Raw genomic sequence first — 20,370 nt, 5'->3', positions numbered from 1 at the left:
GCTAGCCGCCGGACGTGTCCAGCGGGTTCTGTATGCCGTCCGTCGGTGTCTCCGTGGGGGTCTCCGACGGGGTTTCCGCCGGCTCCGACGTCGTCGGCGTCTGAGTGGGCGTCTGCGTCGGCGTCTGGGACGTCGGCGTCTCGCTGGGCTCCTGCGACGTCGGGGTCTCGCTCGGGGTCTCCGACGCGGTCGCCGTCTGGGTGGGCGTGTACGTCGGCTGGACCGCGGCGCCCTGCGTGGTGTCCAGGTCGAACTTCAGGCCCGTCCTGGAGGCGCTGAACATGTACGCCGCCCAGACCTGCGCCGGGAAGCCGCCGCCGTTGACGCGGTCGTAGCCGCCCGCGTGGTACATCGAGACCTGCGCGCCGGTCTTGTGGTCCTCGCCGAACAGGCCGACCGAGGTGACCAGGTCGGGCGTGAAGCCGGTGAACCAGGCCGAGCGGTTCTCGTCGGACGTACCCGTCTTGCCGGCGACCTTGCGGCCGTCACGGTCGGCGTTGTCCCGTACCGACACCTTCGCCGTACCGTCGTCGACCACGCCCGTCAGCACCGAGGTGACCGTGTCGGCGGCCTCGCGGCTGATGACCTGGTCGCCGATCGGGTTCGGCAGGGTGACCGAGTGCTGGCTGCTCTCGACCGACTTCAGGATGGACGGCGTGACCTGCTTGCCGTGGTTGTCGAGGGTCGCGTACACGCCGGCCATCTGCCACGGGCTCGCACCCATCGTGCCGAGGGTCTGCGCCGGTACGGCCTTCAGGTCGGCGGTGTCCATGCCCATCTGGCTCGCGACCTTCAGCACCTTGTCCATGCCGACGTCGACGCCCATCTGCGCGAAGACGGAGTTGACGGAGTAGTTCATCGCCGTCTGGACGGTGATGTTGCCGTAGTTCTGGTCGTCCTCGTTCTCGGGCGCGAAGCCGACCTTGGTGCCGTCGTCCACGACCTGGCGCTTGCTGGTGCCGGAGTAGACCGTGTTGGCGCTGATCGTCTTGCCGTCCTGCGTCTTGGCGCCCTCGTCCAGGGCGGCGGCGAGGATGACCGGCTTGAACGTCGACGCCGGCTGGTAGTCGGTGCGGGTCGCGTTGCTGCGGTAGTGCTTGTAGTAGTCCTGGCCGCCGTAGAGGGCCACGACCGCGCCCGTCTTCGGGTTCACGGAGACCGCGCCGGCCTGGACGTTCGCGTCGACCGTGCGTTTCTTCGTGTTCAGCTTGCTGGTCAGCTGGGTCTTGGCGGCCTTCTCCAGCTCCGCCTGCTTCTTCTTGTCGATGTTGAGCGTGATGGTCCAGCCACCGGCCTTGACCATGGTCAGCGCGTCGTTCAGGTCGTCGGCGGTGCCCTGTGCCACCAGCTGCTTCGCCAGCTGGTTGTTGGCCGCGTCCACCAGGTAGCCGACCTGGCCGCCCATGCCGGGCGCCGCCTTGGGCGCCTTGGGCACCGGGAACGTCAGCTGCGCGCGCTTGGCCTTGTCCAGCCAGCCCTCCTCGACCATGTTGTCCAGGACGTAGTTCCAGCGGGCCTTCACCAGCGCCTTGCCGGTGTCGGAGGCGACGGCCCAGTCGTACTGGCTGGGCGCCTGGAGGAGGGCGGCGAGATAGGCGCCCTGCGCGACCGAGAGGTCCTCGGCGTCGACGCGGTAGTAGGCCTGGGCGGCGGCCTGGATGCCGTAGGCGCCACGGCCGTAGTAGCTGGTGTTGATGTAGCCGGCGAGGATGTAGTCCTTGGACTTCTCCCGGTCCAGCTTCAGCGAGATGACCAGTTCCTTCAGCTTGCGCGAGACGGTCTGGTTCTGGGTCAGGTAGAAGTTCTTGACGTACTGCTGGGTGATCGTCGAACCACCCTGGGTGCCCTTGCCGGAGAGCGTGTTGAGCAGACCGCGCGCGGTGCCCTTGAAGTCGACGCCGGCGTCCTTGTAGAAGGTCTTGTTCTCGGCGGCGACGAAGGTCAGCTGGACCTTCTTGGGCACCTTCGCGAGGTCGACGATCTCGCGGTTGCGCTCGCCGTCGCGGGTCATGAGCGAGCCGTCGCTGTACTTGTAGACGTTGCTCTGCAGGGTCGCGTCGGCGTTCCCCTTCGGGATGTCGATCATCATGTACAGCACGATGAAGGCGCCCATGCCGAGCAGGACGAAGCCGAAGAACGCGCCGACGATCTTCTTCCAGGTGAACATCCGGCGCAGCAGGCTCCTGCCGTCCTTGCCCTTGCCCTTGGCCCGGCCACGCCCCTTGGCCGCCTTGCGGGCCGCGGCCCGCCCGCCTATGACGGTGGGCTCCTCGGTCCCGGAGGACTCCATCCGGGACGAGCGCGTCGGGGGCGCCGCGCGGCGGCCACCACGCTGTCGCGCTCGTCTCTCTTCCGCCCGTCCCATTGGTCCGATCCGCTCCGCTTCGCTCATGTGTGCTCGGAGGTCACACAGATTCGCCGCTCAGGTCAGCTCAGAAAGCTAACACCGGGAGATGTGACAAAGGCCGGTCGATCACGCCTTTTGCGGACGTGAGAATCAGCACCCGTCCGTATGGAACCGACGGCTGAGAGGCGCGGAGGGTTGCCCGGCGGGCGGCAGACACCGGCGCCGGTGCTGTTGCAGAACCATGACAATCGACCCTGACCTGGCCTCCCGCAAGGTCGCGGCACGGTCTCGGCATGGTCTACACACTCCGCGTATACATGTGGCGTATACACCGCGTGTAGAGTCCTCGCCATGTCCATCGGTCACACCCTTCTGGGCCTCCTGGAGTCCGGGCCGCGCCACGGTTACGACCTCAAGCGGGCCTTCGACGAGAAGTTCGGTCACGACCGGCCGCTGCACTACGGCCAGGTCTATTCGACGATGTCCCGCCTGCTGAAGAACGGCCTCGTCGAGGTCGACGGCATCGAGCCGGGCGGCGGCCCCGAACGCAAGCGGTACGCCATCACCGACGCCGGCATCACCGACGTGGCGCGCTGGCTCGCGACGCCGGAACCGCCGGAGCCGTATCTGCAGTCGACGCTGTACACGAAGGTCGTCCTGGCGCTGCTCACGCACCGCAACGCCGCCGACATCCTCGACACCCAGCGCGCCGAGCACCTGCGGATGATGCGCATCCTGACCGACCGCAAACGCAAGGGCGACCTCGCCGACCAGCTCATCTGCGACCACGCCTTGTTCCATCTGGAGGCGGACCTGCGGTGGCTGGAGCTGACCGCCGCGCGCCTCGACAAGCTCGCCGAGGCGGTAGCCAAGTGACTCCTGCCGGTTCCCTGCTGGTCGCCCAGGACCTGCGCAAGGCCTACGGCCCCACCACCGCGCTCGACGGCGCCGACTTCTCCATCCACCCCGGCGAGGTCGTCGCCGTGATGGGCCCGTCCGGGTCGGGCAAGTCGACACTGCTGCACTGCCTCGCCGGAATCGTGACGCCCGACGCGGGCTCGATCACGTACAACGGCCGCGAGATGGCGACGATGAGCGACGCCGAGCGCAGCCGGCTGCGGCGCTCGGAGTTCGGGTTCGTCTTCCAGTTCGGGCAGCTGGTGCCCGAACTGACCTGCGTCGAGAACGTGGCGCTGCCGCTGCGGCTGAACGGCACCTCCCGCAAGGAGGCCGAGAAGGCGGCGCTGACCTGGATGGAGCGGCTGGAGGTCGACGACCTGCGCAAGAAGCGGCCCGGCGAGGTGTCCGGCGGCCAGGGGCAGCGGGTGGCGGTGGCGCGCGCGCTGGTGACCGGCCCGCGCGTGCTGTTCGCCGACGAACCGACCGGCGCGCTGGACTCGCTCAACGGCGAACGGGTGATGGAGCTGCTGACGGACGCGGCCCGGTCCACCAACGCGGCGGTCGTGCTCGTCACGCACGAGGCGCGGGTGGCGGCCTACTCCGACCGCGAGATCGTCGTACGGGACGGCCGGTCCCGGGACATGGAGCGGATTGCATGAGGGCGGGGCAGTCGGCCAGGGATCTGGCCATGGGGGTGCGGTTCGCCTTCGCGGGCGGGCGTGAGGGCTGGACACGGGCCCTGCTGACGGCGGTCGGCGTGGGGCTCGGCGTGGCGCTGCTGCTGCTGACGACCGCGCTGCCGAACGCGCTGGCGGCGCGGGACGAACGGGGGATGGCGCGCTCCGACATCACGTACAGCAGTACGCCGATGCCGAAGGCGGACGACACGCTCGTCGTCGCGGTCCTGGACACGACGTACCGGCAGAAGGACGTCCGCGGCCGGGCGCTGGAGCCGGAGGGGCCCAGGGCGCCGCTGCCGCCGGGGCTGACGAGGTTCCCGGCGAAGGGGGAGATGATCGTCTCGCCCGCCCTGAAGAGGCTGCTCGCGTCGGACGCCGGGAAGCTGCTGCGCGAGCGGCTGCCGGACCGGATCGTCGGCACGGTCGGCGAGAGCGGGCTGATCGGCTCGCAGGAGCTCACCTTCTACCGGGGCGCCGAGAACCTCGCGGCGAGCCTGGAGAGCGGTCGCGTGGAGCGCATCGACCACTTCGGGGAGCGGCAGAACACGTCCGAGCGGATGGACCCGGTGCTGCTCCTGCTGATCCTCGTGGTCCTCGTGGCGCTGCTGATGCCGGTCGCGGTGTTCATCGCGGCGGCCGTGCGGTTCGGCGGGGAGCGGCGCGACCGTCGGCTCGCGGCCCTGCGGCTGGTCGGCTCCGACAGCCGGATGACCCGGCGGATCGCGGCCGGCGAGGCGCTGGCGGGTTCGGTGCTCGGACTGGTCCTGGGCGCCGTCTTCTTCCTGATCGCACGTCAGATCGCGGGCTCGGTCGAGGTGTTCGACGTCAGCGTCTTCCCGAGCTACCTCACCCCCTCCCCCGTGCTCGCCCTGCTGGTCGCCCTCGCGGTGCCGGCGGCGGCCGTGCTGGTCACGCTGTTCGCGCTGCGCGGGGTCGTCATCGAGCCGCTGGGCGTGGTGCGCGCGGCCAGGCCCGCGCGACGCCGGCTGTGGTGGCGGCTGCTGCTGCCGCTGGGCGGGCTCGCCCTGCTCTACCCGATGATCGGGCAGGGCCGCACCAACGGGGACTTCAACCAGTACCTCGTCATCGGCGGGGTGATGCTGCTGCTGGTCGGCGTGACCGCGCTGCTGCCGTGGCTGGTGGAGACGGTCGTCGCCCGGCTGGGCGCGGGCGGGGTGGCCTGGCAGCTGGCCGTGCGCAGGCTGCAGTTGAGCAGCGGGACGGCGGCCCGGCTGGTCAACGGGATCGCGGTGGCGGTGGCCGGGGCGATCGCGCTGCAGATGCTGTTCGCCGGCGTGCAGAGCGACTACACCAAGAGCTCCGGGCACGACATGGACCGGGCGCAGATGCAGGTGGCCGTCCCGCACCGGGTGCCGCTCGCGCGGGCCGCCGCGCAGTTCCGGCAGACCAAGGGGGTGCGCACGGTGTACGCGTACTCCGAGGGGTACATCGGCGACCGGCGCGCGGACCCGGAGTACTCCGCCGCCTTCACCGTCGGCGACTGCACCGCCCTGCGCCAGCTCGCCCGGCTGACCAAGTGCCGGGACGGTGACGTGTTCGCCGTGCCGCGCGGCGACTACAGCAGCGACACACCGCGCCTGGCCAAGCCCGGGCGGACCCTGTACCTCGACGCCTCCTACGAGGGCGCGCCCAAGGGCAAGGAGATCCCCTGGACGGTGCCGGCCGGCCTGAAGCAGGCCGTGGGGCGCAAGGACATGGACGGGTACGTCCGCGGCGGCTTCCTGCTGACGCCGAAGGCGGTGACCGCCTCCGTGAGCGCCGGACTGACCGGGCAGGTCTACCTCGACCTCGACAAGTCCGTGCCCGACGTCGACGACCTGGTGCGCAACACGGCCGCCGCCGTGGACCCGCTGGCGTACCCGACCACCTGGACCTCCACCGACCAGTCCCGCAAGTACACCTCCATCCGCACCGGCCTGCTGGTGGGCGCCGCCTGTGTGCTGGCGCTGATCGGCGCGAGCCTGCTGGTGTCGCAGCTGGAGCAGTTGCGCGAGCGCCGCAGGCTGCTGTCGGCGCTGGTCGCCTTCGGCACCCGGCGGCGCACGCTGAGCCTGTCGGTGCTGTGGCAGACGGCGATCCCGATCGCACTGGGCCTGCTGCTGGCGTCCGCGGTGGGCCTGACGCTGGGCACGGTGCTGCTGAAGATGACGTCGACCCCGGTCCGCGTCGACTGGGCCGGCGTCGCCTCGATGACCGGCGTCGGCGCCGGCGTCGTCCTCGCCGTGACCCTGCTCAGCCTGCCGCCGCTGCTCCGGCTGATGCGCCCGGACGGGCTGCGTACGGAGTGACCACCGGGCCCCTCCCCCTGCGACGGGGAGGGGCCCCGCGCCGTTTCAGAGACTGTGCTCGCGCACCACGCGCCGTACCTGGGCGAAGAGCATGCCCACGTTGACCGACTTGCGGCAGACGACGACGGCGACCACGTCCTGCTGCTCGTTCATCCGCACGAACAGGTGCGTGACGTTCTCGCTGTTGACCAGGATCTCCTGGAAGAAGTGGGTGTCGCCGCCGGGGCTCTGCCCCCGTCGCTCCTTCCACAGGTCCTCGATCATCACGACCGTGCGGCCCTGGAAAAGGTCGAGGGTCGCGCCCGCCAGCAGGTCCAGGACCTCCGGCGGGTGGTTGTCGACGGTCTCGTACGCCAGCAGCATGCCGGTGGACATGTCGACCACACCGGACGCGACGCACTCGGGCGCCTCGGTGCGCAAGGACTTGACCAGGCTCATCACCTGGTCGGAGAAACCGGTGGTCATACGCTTCGTCGCCATCCTTTCAGACTCCTTCTGCCGTCTTCACGGCCTTGTCCGGCCCGGTGAGGATCGAGCCGATCCGGTCGAGCGCCGGCAGGGTCGCCCGGTGCAGACGGTCCACGTCCATGCCCTCGTCGCCGAGTACGACCATCAGGGCGGCGTCCCCCACGGCGTAGAAGGCGGCACAGCCGTGGCTGCCGTAGGTCACCGTCTGGCGCAGCGCACCGCGGGAGGTCGCGGCGGCGGTGCGCCGGGCGAGGCCGAGACCGGCCGCGGCGAGCGCGGCGAGGCCCTCCGGATCGATCGAGTCGGCCGTGTCGGCGGCGATCAGCAGTCCGTCACAGGCCGCGACCGCGGTGTCGGTGATTCCCGTCACCTGTTCGCGCAGTCCGCGCATCTCCAGCGCCAGGGCTTCGTGATCCATGTACTCAACTCCCCGAATTCTTTTCGTGTCTGTTCGGCTTCTTCATTTCGCGGTTCCGTTTCGAAGGCGGAAGAACCCTTTCCAACTCGCCCCGTTCTTGTGCGGGGTGAGGGCTTCGGTGATGCCGCTGGCGCCGGGGCTGCGGCGGGGCAGCACGGCGGGGACGGGGAGCGGCCCGGGCGGGGGTGGCGGCGGGGGCGGTTCGCGGTGCCGTACGGGGGAGACCTCGGGCGGCACCACGACCGGTATCGGCACGGGGGCGTCGGGGCACTCCAGGAGGCCCTCGGCGAGCATCCGGGCGACCTCGACGGTGACGGTGTAGACCCCGCGGCCGGCGAGGAAGGCGAGGTCGCGGGCGGTACGGCGGCCGTCGGCGTGGGCCAGCAGCTCCTGCTGGAGTCCGGTCAGGCGCCGGGCGGGCTCCGACCCGGTGGCCGGTACGGGCCGTTCGCGGTCGGGGTGGACGGGGCGGGGCAGCGCGGCGACGGCGGCGAGCTTGCGGCCGGCGTCCTGCAGCAGGCGGCCCGGCGGTTCGCCGACGGCGACCGGGGCGTACGGGTCGGCTCCGGTGACGCGCTCGCAGTCCTCGACGCGTCCGGCGACGATCGCGAACACGGCGTCGAGCAGCGCCATCACGCACACCACCCGCAACTGGGCGGCGCCCGCGTACCCGTGGGCGATGAGCGCGGTGGCCGGCCAGCGCGCGCCGCCGGACTCCCGCACCAGCTGCGCCCACTGCTCGCCGTCGACCCGCCCGGAGCGCATCAGCAGCACCTCGGGGCCGGGCGCTCCCGGGCTCTCCGCCGAGACGACGAGCCCGCGGTGCAGGTGCAGCACGCCGCCCGGCACCCCGGCCACCCGCAGCCGTCCGGTGAACTCCTCGCGCCCGCACGAGATCAGGGCCCGTGCCAGCCGGTCGTAGCGGTCCCGGTCGAGGGAATCCCGAAAGCCAGACATCACTCCCCTTGACCTTTCGCACACACGCCTGACGCGTCGCACTGATGGGGGTCTGTGTATCAGCCGGGAGGCATATGCAGACCGGGGATTTCCGACCTGTCTTCAGTTGACGGGAGTTGATGTCCGCTGGCCGTTCAAAGCGCTTTGTTCGGCGGTCATTTGAACGATTCCGCGCCGTGGTTCAGGCGTCCAGGACCCGGACGGGCAGCGGCCGCAGCGCCTGCCGCAGCGCCGCCGCCAGCTCCTCGTACTCCGCGCCGCGCGCCGCTCCCGTGCGCATGGCGAGGGCGATGCGGCGGGTGGGGGCGGGCTCGGCGAAGGAGCCGGTGAGGAGCTGGTTGCTGCGGCTGGTCTCGACCTTGACGGCGGTGCGCGGCAGCAGGGTGCAGCCCAGGCCGCCGGCGACGAGCTGGACGAGCGTGGACAGCCCGGCCGCGGTGGTGGTCACGGGGGCGTCCTCGCGGCCGGCCTCGCGGCAGATGTCGAGGGCCTGGTCGCGCAGGCAGTGTCCTTCGTCCAGGAGCAGCAGGTTGAGCTCCTTCAGCGCCTCGCGCGGGATGCCCTCCCGGCCGCCGAGCCGGTGGCCGAGGGGGGTGACGAGCACGAAGTCCTCGTCGAAGAGCGGCAGTTCGACGACTCCGGGCACGCCGAGGGGGACGGCGAGCAGCAGCAGGTCGAGGCGGCCGGTGGTCAGGCCCTCGACGAGGGTGGCGGTCTGCTCCTCGTGCACCTGGAGGTCGAGGTGCGGGTAGCGGCCGTGCACCAGGTCGATGACGGTGGGCAGCAGATACGGCGCCACGGTCGGGATGACGCCGAGCCGCAGCACGCCGGTGAAGGGGGCCCGTACCGCCTCGGCCTCCTCCAGCAGCGTCCCGACCGCGTCCAGGACCGCCTTGGCGCGTACGGCGAGCCGTTCGCCGGCGGGCGAGAGGAGCACCTTGCGGGTGGTGCGCTCCAGCAGCGTGACCCCGAGGGCCTCCTCCAGCGCCGAGACGGCGCCGGACAGGGCGGGCTGGCTCATGCCGATCGCGGCGGCGGCGTCCCGGAAGTGGAGGTGCTCGGCGACGGCGGCGAAGGCGCGCAGCTGGGCGAGACTGGGCTGGCGCCGCCGGATACTCGTATTACTCACGGTCACTTATAGCCACCTCCGATCAACGCGACCGAGTGTAGCTATTTCCGTAATCAATGCACGCTGTGCCAGGATCGGGAACCGTCCAACCCATGGGAGACATCCGACAAAATCGGGTGTCTCTTCGCTGCAAGGAGAGCGTGTGCTCACTGTCGGTGACAAGTTCCCCGAGTTCGAACTGACCGCCTGCGTCTCACTGGAGAAGGGCCGGGAGTTCGAGAAGATCAACCACAAGACCTACGAAGGCAAGTGGAAGGTGATCTTCGCCTGGCCCAAGGACTTCACCTTCGTGTGCCCCACCGAGATCGCCGCCTTCGGCAAGCTGAACGAGGAGTTCGCCGACCGCGACGCCCAGATCCTGGGCTTCTCCGGCGACTCGGAGTTCGTCCACCACGCCTGGCGCAAGGACCACGACGACCTGCGCGACCTGCCGTTCCCGATGATGGCCGACTCCAAGCACGAGCTGATGCGCGAGCTCGGCATCGAGGACGAGGAGGGCTTCGCCAAGCGGGCCGTCTTCATCGTCGACCAGAACAACGAGATCCAGTTCTCCATGGTGACCGCCGGCTCCGTCGGCCGTAACCCCAAGGAGGTCCTGCGGGTCCTGGACGCCCTGCAGACCGACGAGCTGTGCCCCTGCAACTGGAGCAAGGGCGACGAGACGCTGGACCCGGTCAAGCTGCTGGCCGGGGAGTGAGCTGAGATGTCCCTCGACACCCTCAAGTCCGCGATACCGGACTACGCCAAGGACCTGAAGCTCAACCTGGGCTCGGTCATCGGCAACTCCGAGCTGCCGGCGCAGCAGTTGTGGGGCACGGTGCTGGCGACCGCCATCGCCTCCCGCTCCCCCCTCGTGCTGCGCGAGCTGGCGCCGGAGGCGAAGGCGAACCTGTCGCCGGAGGCGTACACCGCGGCCAAGTCCGCCGCGGCCGTCATGGCGATGAACAACGTCTTCTACCGCACCCGGCACCTGCTGTCCGACCACGAGTACGGCAGCCTGCGCGCCGGTCTGCGGATGAACGTGATCGGCAACCCGGGCGTCGACAAGGTCGACTTCGAGCTGTGGTCGTTCGCCGTGTCCGCCGTCAACGGCTGCGGCATGTGCCTGGACTCGCACGAGCAGGTGCTGCGCAAGGCGGGCGTCGAGCGCGAGGTGATCCAGGAGGCGTTCAAGATCGCGTCGGTGATCCAGGCGGTGGGCACCACCCTGGACGCCGAGGCCGTCCTGGCCGACGTCGAGTAGGCGGTCGCCGCACGGCACCGCCAGGGGCCTCGCTCACTTCTCGTGGGCGAGGCCCTTCGCGTCCTCCACGGGAGCCTCCACCACGGCGTCGCCCACCGGTGCGGACACCAGCGCCCGGCGCCGGGCCTGCTCCTCCGAGTACGTCTTCAGATAGCTGACCACCGTGTTCGTCACCGCCACCAGCGGTACGGCCACCACCGCGCCGCCGATGCCCGCGACCATGCCGCCGGCGGTGACCGACAGGACGACGGCGAGCGGGTGGACGCGGACCGCGCGGCCCAGGATGAACGGCTGCAGGATGTGGCCCTCGATCTGCTGCACGGCGAGGATCACCGCGAGCGTCATGCCGGCGGTGAACACGCCCTGGGTCACCAGCGCCACGACCACGGCCAGCGCACCGGAGGCGACCGCGCCGACCAGGGGGATGAACGAGAACAGGAAGATGAACACGGCCAGCGGTACGGCCATGGGCACGTCGAGGAAGTAGATGCCCAGGCCGATGAAGATCGCGTCGATCAGCGCCACCAGCACCGTGCCGCGGACGTAGGCGGTGAGCGTGCGCCAGGCGCGCGGACCGGCGCCGGCGACGCCCTCGCGGGCCGCCGCGGGGACCAGCTTCAGCGACCACTGCCAGATGCGCTCGCCGTCGTAGAGCAGGAACAGCGTCGAGAAGAAGACGAGCAGTATCCCGGTGAGCGCCTCGACGACGACCTGCACGCCCTCCAGACCGGTGGAGGTGATCTGGTCGGCGTTGGCGCCGATCGCCTCGCGCAGGTTCTTGGCGATCTGGTTGATCTGCTTGTCGGTGACGTGGAAGGGGCTCTTCAGCAGCCAGTTGCGCAGGTCGTCGATGCCGTTCTGGATCTGGTTGGAGAGCGCGTCGATGTTCTCCATGACCTGCCAGGTCACGAACCAGCCCAGCAGGCCCAGCAGGATGAAGCCCAGGATCACGGTGAGCGCGGTGGCGGGGCCGCGCGGCACGCCGTGCCGCCGCAGCCGGGCGACCGTCGGCTGGAGCAGCGCGGTCAGCAGCAGCGCGATGACGAAGGCGAACACCACCAGCTGTACGGCGCTGATGATCCGCATCAGCACCCACACCGTGCCCGCGAGCACCAGCAGCCGCCAGCCGGCCTCCGCGGCCACCCGTACGCCCCACGGCACGGCCTGTGCGGGGTCGGGCCGGGCCGGGACGACGGTGACGTGGTCGGGGAGCGGCGAGAGGTGGTCCCGGTCGACGGGGGCGGGCGGGGCCGGCTCGGGTTCGGTGCTCTCCCGCTCCACCTCGGCCCGGCGCTCGTCCAGCCGCTCACTCACCTCGGTCAGGCCCGCGCCGATCCGACCGAGCCACCCTGGCACTCGCGACATGATCCGTCCTCTTCCCCCGTCTCGCCCCACCACTCCCCCCGGAGTCGTCGCGTCCGACCGTACAGGGCGAAAGCCCCTCCCCTAGGACGGGGAGGGGCTTCACAGGGTTGAGAGACCGGCTCGGGTGTTCCCGCGGCTCAGTACCAGTGGTTGGCCGACCAGAACGACCAGGCGTCGCAGGGACTGCCGTAGCGGCTGTTCATGTAGTTCAGGCCCCACTTGATCTGCGTGGCCGGGTTCGTCTGCCAGTCGGAGCCGGCGGAGGAGTACTTGGAGGCCGGAAGGGCCTGGAAGAGGCCGTACGCTCCGGAGGAGGCGTTGACCGCGTGGTAGTTCCAGCTGGACTCGTGGTCCACGATGTTGCTGAAGCACTGGAACTGGCCGCTCGGCACCATCTGCCGCGCCATCGCCTGGATCTGGGCGACGGTGTACGAGCTCTGCACCGGGAAGTCGGCGGAGGACCTGCTGGCGGCGGTCTTGGCCTCCGCGCGCTCCTTGGCCTCCTTGGCCGCCTTCTCCGCGGCTTCCTTCTTCGCGATCGCCGTCTCGGCCGCTGCCTTGCGGGCGGCCGCCTCGGCGTCCTTCTTGGCGGTGGCGTCCGCGGCGATGGCCTGGGTGGACGCCTGCTGCGTCAGCGAGGCGGTCTGCACCTGGGCCTGCTGGCCGACGGGTATGTCCGCAAGAAGCGTCGCGTCTCCTGCCGTCGCTTCGGCGTCGTTGGTCTGAGCGACGCTGCCCGAGGCAACGCCCACAACGCTTCCGACGGCGGTGACCGCGGTGGCCGAAGCCACTGCGAACCCCCGGACCGAAATCCGGCTCACACGGTTTCCTTCCAGCATCGCCCGCTTCGGTGACCCTGGCGGACGCAATCGTGCCCCTGACACTGGCCTCCCACCTACGGGGTCACGGGAGACACGGGCCCGGTGGACAACTCCCGCGGAGGGAGCGCCGCATGGTGCTCGGGCGGCATACGACGACGCTATGGAGTTGGCGGTGACGCTTCTGTGGTGCCGTACCGCTGGGGGTACAGATGTGTCGCATGCGGGGCCTGACAGGAGTGAGACTCTGCCGTAACCGGACGCCGGGTGGCAATTCCGAGTTGCGTGTGAAAGCTCACATCCCGTTTGACCCCCGGGATTTCGCGAAACAGCCACACGCGAAGACGCCGCCCCGCTAGGCTCACAGCCTTTGCGGGACGGCGCCAACTGGCCCTCGGACCGTCAGATTTGACCGTCTTCCAGCATTTCGGTCACAAGGGCCGCGATCTGGGACCTCTCGGACCTCGTCAGCGTCACGTGCGCGAAGAGCGGGTGTCCCTTCAGCTTCTCCACGACCGCGACGACACCGTCGTAGCGCCCTACGCGCAGATTGTCCCGCTGTGCCACGTCATGGGTGAGAACCACCCGTGAGTTGGCGCCGATCCGGGACAGCACGGTCAGCAGGACGTTCCGCTCCAGCGACTGCGCCTCGTCCACGATCACGAACGCGTCGTGCAGCGAGCGGCCGCGGATGTGGGTGAGCGGCAGGACCTCCAGCATCCCGCGCGCGGTGACTTCCTCGATGACCTCGCGGCTGGTGACCGCGGACAGCGTGTCGAAGACCGCCTGCGCCCAGGGGCTCATCTTCTCCGCCTCGGTGCCGGGCAGATAGCCGAGCTCCTGCCCGCCCACCGCGTACAGCGGACGGAAGACCATCACCTTCTGGTGCTGACGGCGCTCCAGGACCGCCTCCAGCCCCGCGCACAGGGCCAGCGCCGACTTGCCGGTGCCGGCCCGGCCGCCCATGGACACGATCCCGACGTCCGGGTCGAGGAGCAGGTCGAGCGCGATGCGCTGCTCGGCGCTCCTGCCCTTGATGCCGAAGGCCTCGCGGTCGCCCCGCACCAGCCGGACGTTGCCCTCGGCCGTGACCCGGCCGAGGGCCTTGCCGCGCTCGGAGTGGATCGTCAGGCCGGTGTGCACCGGAAGGTCGCCGGCCTCGGGGACGTACACGTGTCCTTCCTCGAAGAGGATGTCCACCTGTTCGCCCGGCAGGGTCAGTTCGGACATGCCGGTCCAGCCGGAGGAGTCCGTGATGGCGAGCTCGGCGCGGTACTCCTCGGCGAGGAGGCCCACGGAGGAGGCCTTGATCCTGAGCGGCAGGTCCTTCGACACGACGGTGACGTCGAACCCCTCGGCCTGCAGGTTGCGGGCCACCGCGAGGATGCGGGAGTCGTTGTCCCCCAGGCGGTAGCCGGTCGGCAGAACGCTGGGGTCCGAGTGGTTGAGCTCGACACGGACGGTCCCGCCCAGCTCCCCGATCGGGATGGGGGCGTCGAGGCGGCCGTACTTCACCCGGTAGTCGTCGAGCAGGCGCAGGGCCTGCCGGGCGAAGTAGCCGAGTTCGGGATGGTGCCGCTTCGCCTCCAGCTCCGTGACCACCACGATGGGGAGCACGACCTCGTGCTCCTCGAAGCGGGTCAGGGCGTTCGGGTCGGCCAGCAGGACGCTGGTGTCGAGAACATAGGTGCGCCGGTCTGGCTTGTGGCGCTTTGTGCTGGTCACCACGGAAGGACGTACCCCCTCGGATGAGGTCGGGGAGCGACGGAGTGGAGCTGGACCGGTCGACGGCCGCGATGCACGGGCCGGTGACCGGCCCTCCGCCTGGTCTTCCGTGCTGGAACCGCACGGTCGGGCTGGTGCAAAGGGCCTCCCGGGCGGACGGCCCCGTGCCGTCCGCTGAGATCCGACACCCGTGGTTCGGGTGTCGACCTGCTTGGCTTATGCCCTCGAACATGCGTCACCATGCCGACGCATATGACGGCGCCCTGGTGAACTCCTTGTTACTTCCGCCCCAAATGGGGTAGTCGCAGAGGCCCTGGGGTTACGTGCGCCCGCGGTACGGCCCGTGGGTGTTACGCGCGCCCACGCTGGGGCCCGTAGGTGTTACGTGCGCCTGCGGGCGGGATTGCGGGGCCCCTCCGGCAGGCGACGACCCTCAGCCGCCGTACCGCCGGTGGCGTGCGGCGTAGTCGCGCAGGGCGCGCAGGAAGTCGACCTTGCGGAAGGCCGGCCAGAAGACCTCGCAGAAGTAGTACTCGGAGTGCGCGGTCTGCCACAGCATGAAGCCGGACAGCCGCTGCTCGCCGCTGGTGCGGATGACGAGGTCCGGGTCGGGCTGGTCGCCGGTGTAGAGGTGACGGCCGATCATGTCGACGTCGACGGTCTCGGCGAGCTCCTCCATGGAGGTGCCCCGTTCGGCGGCGCCGAGCAGCATCGAGCGGACCGCGTCGGCGATCTCCTGGCGGCCGCCGTAGCCGATGGCGACGTTGACCAGTATTCCGTCGATGTGGGCGGTGGCCTCTTCCGCCTCCTTCAGGGTGCGCTGCATCCCCGAGGGCAGCAGGTCGAGCGCGCCGACGTGGTGCACGCGCCAGCGGCCGTCGGCGGCGAGGGACCGGACGGTGTCCTCGATGATCTTCAGGAGCGGGACGAGCTCCTCCTGCGGCCGGCCGAAGTTGTCGGTGGAGAACAGCCACAGCGTGACGACCTCGACGTCCGTCTCGGTGCACCAGCCGAGGAACTCCTCGATCTTGTCGGCCCCGGCCTGGTGGCCCTGCGCGGTGGTCGAACCCGCGGCCTTCGCCCAGCGTCGGTTGCCGTCCATGATGACGCCGATGTGCTTGGGCACCTGGGCGTGGTCCAGGTGGCCTTCCACCCGGCGTGCGTACAGCCTGACGAGCAGGCTGCGCAGCTTGTCGCGCAGGATCACGTGATGTTCAGCCCCTCCGTGCGGATGCGGTCCCCGCGGGCTGAGCCTACCCGGGCCTGTGGCCGCCGTGTGTTGCGGGGTTCGGCGGGCTGGGCGCCAACTGTGGGGGATGCCACGCCCCTTACGGCGTCGCCGCGCCCCGCGGCCCGGAAGGCACCCGGCCCGGACAACCGCGGCCCGGAAGGCGCCTCGCCCGGACAGCAACACGGGCCGGTCCGTGCGAACAGCAATACGGGCCGGTCCGTACGAACAGGAAAACGGGCCGGTCCGTGGGGGGGAGACGGACCGGCCCGAGGGGGGGTTTCCACCATAACCCTTCGTAAGTGATGCTGCGTGCATCGGCGTGCCACAACTACTCTCCGGATTCGCGCGGCGACGGCGAGGTGGTCTCGGGAGGCCCTTCTCGTGGGGGTCTCATGGCCGGAACACAGGGGATTCCCAGGGCGAACGGGTGGGATACGGGGAGATGTGCGGGGGATGCGGGCGGATGCACTGCGTTTGCCACGCCTTGTGCCTCCGTGCGCCGAGTTGCCCCCCTGTCGCCCAGGCGGGTGACGCGACCGGGGAACGCCCGCTTGACGGCTCGGAGCCGAGGGAGCGAGGGAAACCCGGGGTGCGAGTAAGGCGAAGAGGGAAGACGGCGCCGCGCAGCCCCCTCCACTGCGCGGTGCCGTCCCGCGCAGCTTTGCTGACGCGAATTACCTTGGTCTGAACTTACGGGAAGACATGGCCGCGAAGCGAGCCGGCCTCGATAACAATGTGGAAACCGCGGTCTGACCTGCGAATGCGAGGACGGACACCCGGCGAACTCGACGGCACGTCAGCGGACAGGATCTGACCTCCTCGCGGCCTACCGTCGGGACATGACCGTGGGAATCACATGGGACCAGGCGAGCGCGCGTCGGCTGGAGCGGCAGTTCCTGGCCACGCCCGCCGCGGAGGACACCTCGGTGGCCGAGGTCGTCTCGGCGATGGCCGGCGCGCACGCGCAGGTGCCGTCGGCGGGTGAGGTGTCGGTGGGGGTACGCACGACCGCGCGCACCCGGGCCGACGTACGCGCCGCGCTGTGGGGCGAGGAGCGCTCACTGGTGCGGACGCACGGCCCGCGCGGGACCGTCCATCTGCTGGCGGCGGATGAACTGCCCTGGTGGTGCGGTGCGTTGCCCGCGGTGGCGTCCGGCGCGAGCGGCTTCGCGCCGGGCGTACGGGTGACGGAGGAGCAGGCCCGGCTGATCGTGGCGGCGGTCGGGGACGCCCTGGAGGGTGTGTGTCTGACGATCGACGAGCTGGACGAGGCGGTCGTCGCACGGACCGGCCCTTGGGCCGGGGAACGGGTGATGCCCGCGTTCCAGGCCCTGTGGCCGCGCTGGCGGCAGGTGCTGCACCGGGCCGGCCAGTCGGGCGCCCTGTGCTTCGGCCCGAACCGCGGCCGCAAGGTGACGTACACCCGCCCGCCGCACTTCACCCCGTTGCCGCCGGAGCGGGCATTGCGCGAGCTGACGACCCGTTATCTGCGGGCGTACGGTCCGGCGCGACCGGACCACTTCGCCAAGTGGCTGGCGGCGAAGCCGGGTTGGGCGGTCGAGCTGTTCGGGAGGCTGGCCGGCGCCGGGGAGATCGAGGAGGTCGCCTTCGAAGGAGAGGCCGGGTGGTGGGTCGCGGCCGGGGACACGGTGTTCCCGGACCGGCCCGTGCGCGGGGTGCGGTTGCTGCCGTACTTCGACGCGTACGGCATCGCCGCGCAGCCCCGCGAGAGGCTGTTCCCGGGTGCCGCGTACGGGCGCGCGCTGGCAGGTGGCCAGGCGGGCAACTTCCCCGTCCTGCTGGTCGACGGGGTGGTGGCGGGGGTGTGGCACCAGCGCCGCCGGGGCCGTCGTACGACGGTGACCGTGGAGCCGCTGCTCCGGCTGACGGCGCGGCAGGAACGGGAGTTGGCGGCGCGGGTGGCGCGGGTGGGGGAAGTGCTGGAGGCGGAGGCGGAGTTGGTGATCGGGGAGGTGGGGGCGGGCCCGCATGCCTAGGGTGTCGGCGCCGTGCTGGAGAGGGCCGGGCGGCGGGCCTCGACGAGGTGCCGGGTGCTGTGCGCGACGAAGGGGCCGTCGGTCACGATCCGCTCGTGCAGGGCGCGGAGTTGAGGCTCGTACGCCTCGACCGTGAAGCCGGGGACCATCCAGATCACCTTGCGCAGGAAGTGGACGACGGCGGCGATGTCGTGGAACTCGACGCGCAGGCGCTCGGCGCGCAGGTCGACGATCTCCAGGCCGGCCGCCTCGGCGCCGGCGCGCTCGCGGTCGGGGTGGCGGGCACTGCGGACGGCCTCCGGCTGGGGGCCGAGGAAGAGCTCGACGAGTTCGAAGACGCTCTTCGGCCCGACGTGCTGGGCGAAGTAGGTGCCGCCGGGGCGCAGGACGCGGGCGATCTCCTCCCAGTGCGGGGTCACCGGGTGCCGGCTGCTGACGAGGTCGAAGGCGCCGTCCGCGAAGGGCAGCGGGGCGTCCTCGGGCGCGGCGACGACCACGGTGCCGTGCGGGTGGAGCAGGGTGGTGGCCTTGGCCACGTTCGGCGGCCAGCCCTCGGTCGCCGCGCTGACCGTGGGCCTCTTCGCGGCCCGGCGCAGGGCGAAGTCCAGCACCTCCCCTCCCCCGGTCTGCACGTCCAGCGCGGCGTCGGCGGCGGCCAGCCGGCCGGCGAGGGAGACGGCGTACCCCCAGGAGGGCCGCTCCTCCGTGGCGCGCCCGTCGAACCAGGAGAAGTCCCATCCTTCGGTCGGAACGGAGACGCCTTCCGCGACGAGATCCTCGAAGGTGCGGGGGTGGTTGTCGGCCATGGGGTGATCGTGACAGGGGGAGGCGGCGGAACGGTACTGGATTACCGCATTGCCGCCGAGGGCCTCGGCTACGGGCGGCGGGGTCGTGGAGGTGGGGGGCGTGGGGGTGGAGGTGGGCGGTCATGGAGGTGGGGGGTCGTGAGGGTGGGGGCCGTGGAGGTGGAGGTGGGCGGTCATGGATGTGAGCGGTCATGGATGTGAGCGGTCATGGATGTGGGGGTGGAGAAGGTCGTACGCCGCCTGGGCCGTGGGGGCGTCGAGGAGACCGTCGATGGCGACGAGCCGTAGCGCGGTGGACGCCGGAGTGGCGCCGTCCGGTTCGTGCAGCGCGCTCCACATCTGCATGAGCAGGGCGCCGAAGGTGGCGAGCGGTCCCTGGAGGGGGCCTTCGCGGCGGGCCCAGCGGTCGGCGATGAGCCCGCCGACGCCGGGCACGTCCTCGATGCCGCGCCATGCCGGGTCGGGAGCGGCGTACACGACATGGCGGACGTGACTGTGAATGAGGGCACTGCTGCACAGCAGGCAGGGTTCGAGGGTGGTGTAGAGCCGGAAGCCCTCGGTGGAACGGCCGGTCGGCAACTGGGCGAGGGCGTTGATCTCGGCGTGGGCGATGCTGGTGCCGGCGAGCTGCCCGGGCGGGGCGAGGGATTCCTCGCTGCGGTTGCGGCCGACGGCGACGACAGCGCCGTCACGGTCGACGACGACGGCACCGACGGGACGACTGCCGGCCCGGAAGGCTTCCCAGGCGAGGGCGAAGGGGAGGCGCCAGGGGGTGGGGATGGGGTGGCTCGGTGTGGGGACCATGGGGGGTGGCTTCGGACGGGCCGTCACGTACTGGACGTACTGGACGCACTGGGCGCACCGGTGGCACTGGCCGCACCGGCCGTATTGGGGGCCATGTTGGGGGCCGTATTGGGGGCCGTGTTGGGAACGACGAGCGGCCTGACGCCCTCCGCCACGAACCGCACGAACCCCTCCGGGTCGGGCTCGTCCCCCGTCGGCTGGAGGATCACCCGGTCGGCACCGGCTTCGGCGAGACGCTGTACGGCCTTGGCGACGGCACCGGCGTCTCCGGCGACGCCGAGGCCGGGGACGTCCTGGAGTCCCTCGGCGACGAGTTCGGCACGGAGGCGGGCGGCGGCGTCGGGTCCGGTGGCGGCGAGCAGGTACACGATGACGTCGTGCGGTTCGCTGTCCGGCCTCCCGGCGGACGCCCGCCCCTCGTCGATGAGTTGCCGGGCCCGCCGTACGCCGTCGGCGGAGGTGGCGGCCGTGAGGATCGTGCCGTCGGCGGCTTCGCCGGCGAGCCGGAGCGTACGGGGTCCGGTGGCGCCGACGAGAACGGGAACGCCCCCGTCCCGGTCCCCGTCGGGCGGCCAGTCGAGGGCGACGTCGTCGAGACGGACGTACCGCCCCTCCGTGCTCACCCGCTCGCCGCGCAACAGCGCCCGGAGGGCGACGAGATGCTCGCGGAGGAGTGTGAGCGGCGAGGCAACGCGGGCCCCGACCTGCCCCATCCAGTCCTGCACGCCGTGCCCGACGCCGACGACGGGGCGTCCCGGGAACATCCGGTGCAGCGCGGCGACCTCCATGGCGGTGATGGCGACGTTCCGCAACGGCACCGGCAGCAGCCCCACGCCGACCCGCACCCGCTCGGTCCAGGCGAGCGCGGCGGCGGCGGTGGAGACACCGCCCTCACGGAAGCAGTCCTCCCACAGCCACAACTCCTCCAACCCGGCCGCATCGGCAAGCCGGGCAACGTCACGGAGCCGTTCTGGGGGCAGCTGAGGACGGAAGACAGCACCGAGTCGGGTCATGCAGCCTTCCTACCCACGACGCCACCACCGATCAACACCTGCCGCTTCAGGTCTACGGAACGCGGGCAGCGACGAAGACGCCCGGTTCGCGGTCTGTGCTGATACCGGTAGCCTCCCCGAACGGTTGAGCCGACAAGTCGTCGGCGTGGGGCACCTCTAC

At 70.8% G+C, this 20,370-nt stretch carries 18 protein-coding genes; 6 read left to right on the top strand and 12 right to left on the bottom strand.

Annotated elements, in window-relative coordinates; all coding sequences use genetic code 11:
* Position 1 precedes the first annotated feature (1 nt).
* Positions 2-2,365 carry a transglycosylase domain-containing protein gene (locus ACYF6T_RS32735; RefSeq protein WP_461701034.1) on the bottom strand — a complete coding sequence of 788 codons (2,364 nt, stop codon included), beginning with the start codon at positions 2,363-2,365 and terminating at the stop codon, positions 2-4.
* Between the two features lie 333 nt (positions 2,366-2,698).
* Here ACYF6T_RS32735 and ACYF6T_RS32730 point away from each other — a divergent pair, with 333 nt between their 5' ends.
* From ACYF6T_RS32730 to ACYF6T_RS32720, 3 genes are read left to right on the top strand one after another with little or no spacing between them, the layout of a single operon-like run.
* Positions 2,699-3,223: a PadR family transcriptional regulator gene (locus tag ACYF6T_RS32730; protein WP_461701033.1), complete on the top strand. Its 525-nt coding sequence runs from the start codon at positions 2,699-2,701 to the stop codon at positions 3,221-3,223.
* Entirely contained in the window at positions 3,220-3,906 is a 687-nt protein-coding gene (locus ACYF6T_RS32725) for an ABC transporter ATP-binding protein (RefSeq protein ID WP_461701032.1), read from the top strand. The genes ACYF6T_RS32730 and ACYF6T_RS32725 overlap by 4 nt, the downstream gene beginning before the upstream one ends.
* Positions 3,903-6,236, top strand: a complete 2,334-nt coding sequence (locus tag ACYF6T_RS32720) for an ABC transporter permease (protein WP_461701030.1) — start codon at positions 3,903-3,905, stop codon at positions 6,234-6,236. The genes ACYF6T_RS32725 and ACYF6T_RS32720 overlap by 4 nt, the downstream gene beginning before the upstream one ends.
* 45 nt (positions 6,237-6,281) lie before the next feature.
* On the opposite strand, the gene ACYF6T_RS32715 is transcribed toward ACYF6T_RS32720, so the two are convergent.
* From ACYF6T_RS32715 to ACYF6T_RS32700, 4 genes are all read right to left on the bottom strand, one after another.
* A complete protein-coding gene (locus ACYF6T_RS32715) occupies positions 6,282-6,716 on the bottom strand; it encodes a hypothetical protein (RefSeq protein ID WP_461701029.1) in 435 nt (144 codons plus the stop codon).
* Between the two features lie 4 nt (positions 6,717-6,720).
* Entirely contained in the window at positions 6,721-7,122 is a 402-nt protein-coding gene (locus ACYF6T_RS32710) for a roadblock/LC7 domain-containing protein (RefSeq protein WP_461701028.1), read from the bottom strand.
* Between the two features lie 42 nt (positions 7,123-7,164).
* On the bottom strand, positions 7,165-8,079 hold the full coding sequence (locus tag ACYF6T_RS32705; RefSeq protein ID WP_461701026.1) for a MarR family transcriptional regulator: 915 nt from the start codon (positions 8,077-8,079) through the stop codon (positions 7,165-7,167).
* A gap of 181 nt (positions 8,080-8,260) precedes the next feature.
* Entirely contained in the window at positions 8,261-9,214 is a 954-nt protein-coding gene (locus ACYF6T_RS32700; RefSeq protein ID WP_461701025.1) for a LysR substrate-binding domain-containing protein, read from the bottom strand.
* A gap of 136 nt (positions 9,215-9,350) precedes the next feature.
* Between ACYF6T_RS32700 and ACYF6T_RS32695 the strand changes: the two genes are divergently transcribed.
* Positions 9,351-9,905 (top strand): peroxiredoxin, encoded by a 555-nt coding sequence (locus ACYF6T_RS32695; RefSeq protein WP_461701024.1) that lies wholly within the window; start codon positions 9,351-9,353, stop codon positions 9,903-9,905.
* A 6-nt stretch (positions 9,906-9,911) separates the two neighbouring features.
* Entirely contained in the window at positions 9,912-10,451 is a 540-nt protein-coding gene (locus ACYF6T_RS32690) for an alkyl hydroperoxide reductase (RefSeq protein ID WP_461701023.1), read from the top strand.
* Positions 10,452-10,484: 33 nt separating this feature from the next.
* Here ACYF6T_RS32690 and ACYF6T_RS32685 read toward each other — a convergent pair whose 3' ends face one another.
* The 4 genes from ACYF6T_RS32685 to ACYF6T_RS32670 all read right to left on the bottom strand — a co-directional run bounded on the left by ACYF6T_RS32685 (position 10,485) and on the right by ACYF6T_RS32670 (position 15,566).
* Positions 10,485-11,816, bottom strand: coding sequence for an AI-2E family transporter (locus ACYF6T_RS32685; protein WP_461701022.1), 1,332 nt, complete (start codon positions 11,814-11,816; stop codon positions 10,485-10,487).
* 137 nt (positions 11,817-11,953) lie between these two features.
* Entirely contained in the window at positions 11,954-12,637 is a 684-nt protein-coding gene (locus ACYF6T_RS32680; RefSeq protein ID WP_461701021.1) for an aggregation-promoting factor C-terminal-like domain-containing protein, read from the bottom strand.
* Between the two features lie 399 nt (positions 12,638-13,036).
* Complete coding sequence (locus tag ACYF6T_RS32675) at positions 13,037-14,362, bottom strand: PhoH family protein (protein ID WP_461701020.1); 1,326 nt, start codon at positions 14,360-14,362, stop codon at positions 13,037-13,039.
* A 430-nt stretch (positions 14,363-14,792) separates the two neighbouring features.
* Entirely contained in the window at positions 14,793-15,566 is a 774-nt protein-coding gene (locus tag ACYF6T_RS32670) for an isoprenyl transferase (RefSeq protein ID WP_461701019.1), read from the bottom strand.
* An 863-nt stretch (positions 15,567-16,429) separates the two neighbouring features.
* On the opposite strand from ACYF6T_RS32670, the gene ACYF6T_RS32665 reads away from it, so the two are divergent.
* Entirely contained in the window at positions 16,430-17,587 is a 1,158-nt protein-coding gene (locus ACYF6T_RS32665; protein ID WP_461701017.1) for a winged helix DNA-binding domain-containing protein, read from the top strand.
* On the opposite strand, the gene ACYF6T_RS32660 is transcribed toward ACYF6T_RS32665, so the two are convergent.
* From ACYF6T_RS32660 to ACYF6T_RS32650, 3 genes are all read right to left on the bottom strand, one after another.
* Complete coding sequence (locus ACYF6T_RS32660) at positions 17,584-18,393, bottom strand: methyltransferase domain-containing protein (protein WP_461701016.1); 810 nt, start codon at positions 18,391-18,393, stop codon at positions 17,584-17,586. The two genes, ACYF6T_RS32665 and ACYF6T_RS32660, sit on opposite strands and share 4 nt — an antisense overlap.
* A 189-nt stretch (positions 18,394-18,582) precedes the next feature.
* A complete protein-coding gene (locus tag ACYF6T_RS32655; protein ID WP_461701014.1) occupies positions 18,583-19,197 on the bottom strand; it encodes a nucleoside deaminase in 615 nt (204 codons plus the stop codon).
* A 23-nt stretch (positions 19,198-19,220) separates the two neighbouring features.
* Positions 19,221-20,210 carry an LLM class flavin-dependent oxidoreductase gene (locus tag ACYF6T_RS32650; RefSeq protein WP_461701012.1) on the bottom strand — a complete coding sequence of 330 codons (990 nt, stop codon included), beginning with the start codon at positions 20,208-20,210 and terminating at the stop codon, positions 19,221-19,223.
* Positions 20,211-20,370 lie beyond the last annotated feature (160 nt).

The organism is Streptomyces sp. 7R007 (genome assembly GCF_054850255.1).
The sequence above is the reverse complement of the archived record's forward strand: the minus strand, read 5'-3'. Positions and strand labels throughout refer to the sequence as shown.

Coding starts and splice junctions, on each gene's coding strand:
- ACYF6T_RS32735 (WP_461701034.1), bottom strand. CDS start 2,365: ATGGGACGGGCGGAAGAGAGACGAGCGCGACAGCGTGGTGGCCGCCGC.
- ACYF6T_RS32730 (WP_461701033.1), top strand. CDS start 2,699: ATGTCCATCGGTCACACCCTTCTGGGCCTCCTGGAGTCCGGGCCGCGC.
- ACYF6T_RS32720 (WP_461701030.1), top strand. CDS start 3,903: ATGAGGGCGGGGCAGTCGGCCAGGGATCTGGCCATGGGGGTGCGGTTC.
- ACYF6T_RS32715 (WP_461701029.1), bottom strand. CDS start 6,716: ATGGCGACGAAGCGTATGACCACCGGTTTCTCCGACCAGGTGATGAGC.
- ACYF6T_RS32710 (WP_461701028.1), bottom strand. CDS start 7,122: ATGGATCACGAAGCCCTGGCGCTGGAGATGCGCGGACTGCGCGAACAG.
- ACYF6T_RS32705 (WP_461701026.1), bottom strand. CDS start 8,079: ATGTCTGGCTTTCGGGATTCCCTCGACCGGGACCGCTACGACCGGCTG.
- ACYF6T_RS32690 (WP_461701023.1), top strand. CDS start 9,912: ATGTCCCTCGACACCCTCAAGTCCGCGATACCGGACTACGCCAAGGAC.
- ACYF6T_RS32685 (WP_461701022.1), bottom strand. CDS start 11,816: ATGTCGCGAGTGCCAGGGTGGCTCGGTCGGATCGGCGCGGGCCTGACC.
- ACYF6T_RS32665 (WP_461701017.1), top strand. CDS start 16,430: ATGACCGTGGGAATCACATGGGACCAGGCGAGCGCGCGTCGGCTGGAG.
- ACYF6T_RS32660 (WP_461701016.1), bottom strand. CDS start 18,393: ATGGCCGACAACCACCCCCGCACCTTCGAGGATCTCGTCGCGGAAGGC.
- ACYF6T_RS32655 (WP_461701014.1), bottom strand. CDS start 19,197: ATGGTCCCCACACCGAGCCACCCCATCCCCACCCCCTGGCGCCTCCCC.
- ACYF6T_RS32650 (WP_461701012.1), bottom strand. CDS start 20,210: ATGACCCGACTCGGTGCTGTCTTCCGTCCTCAGCTGCCCCCAGAACGG.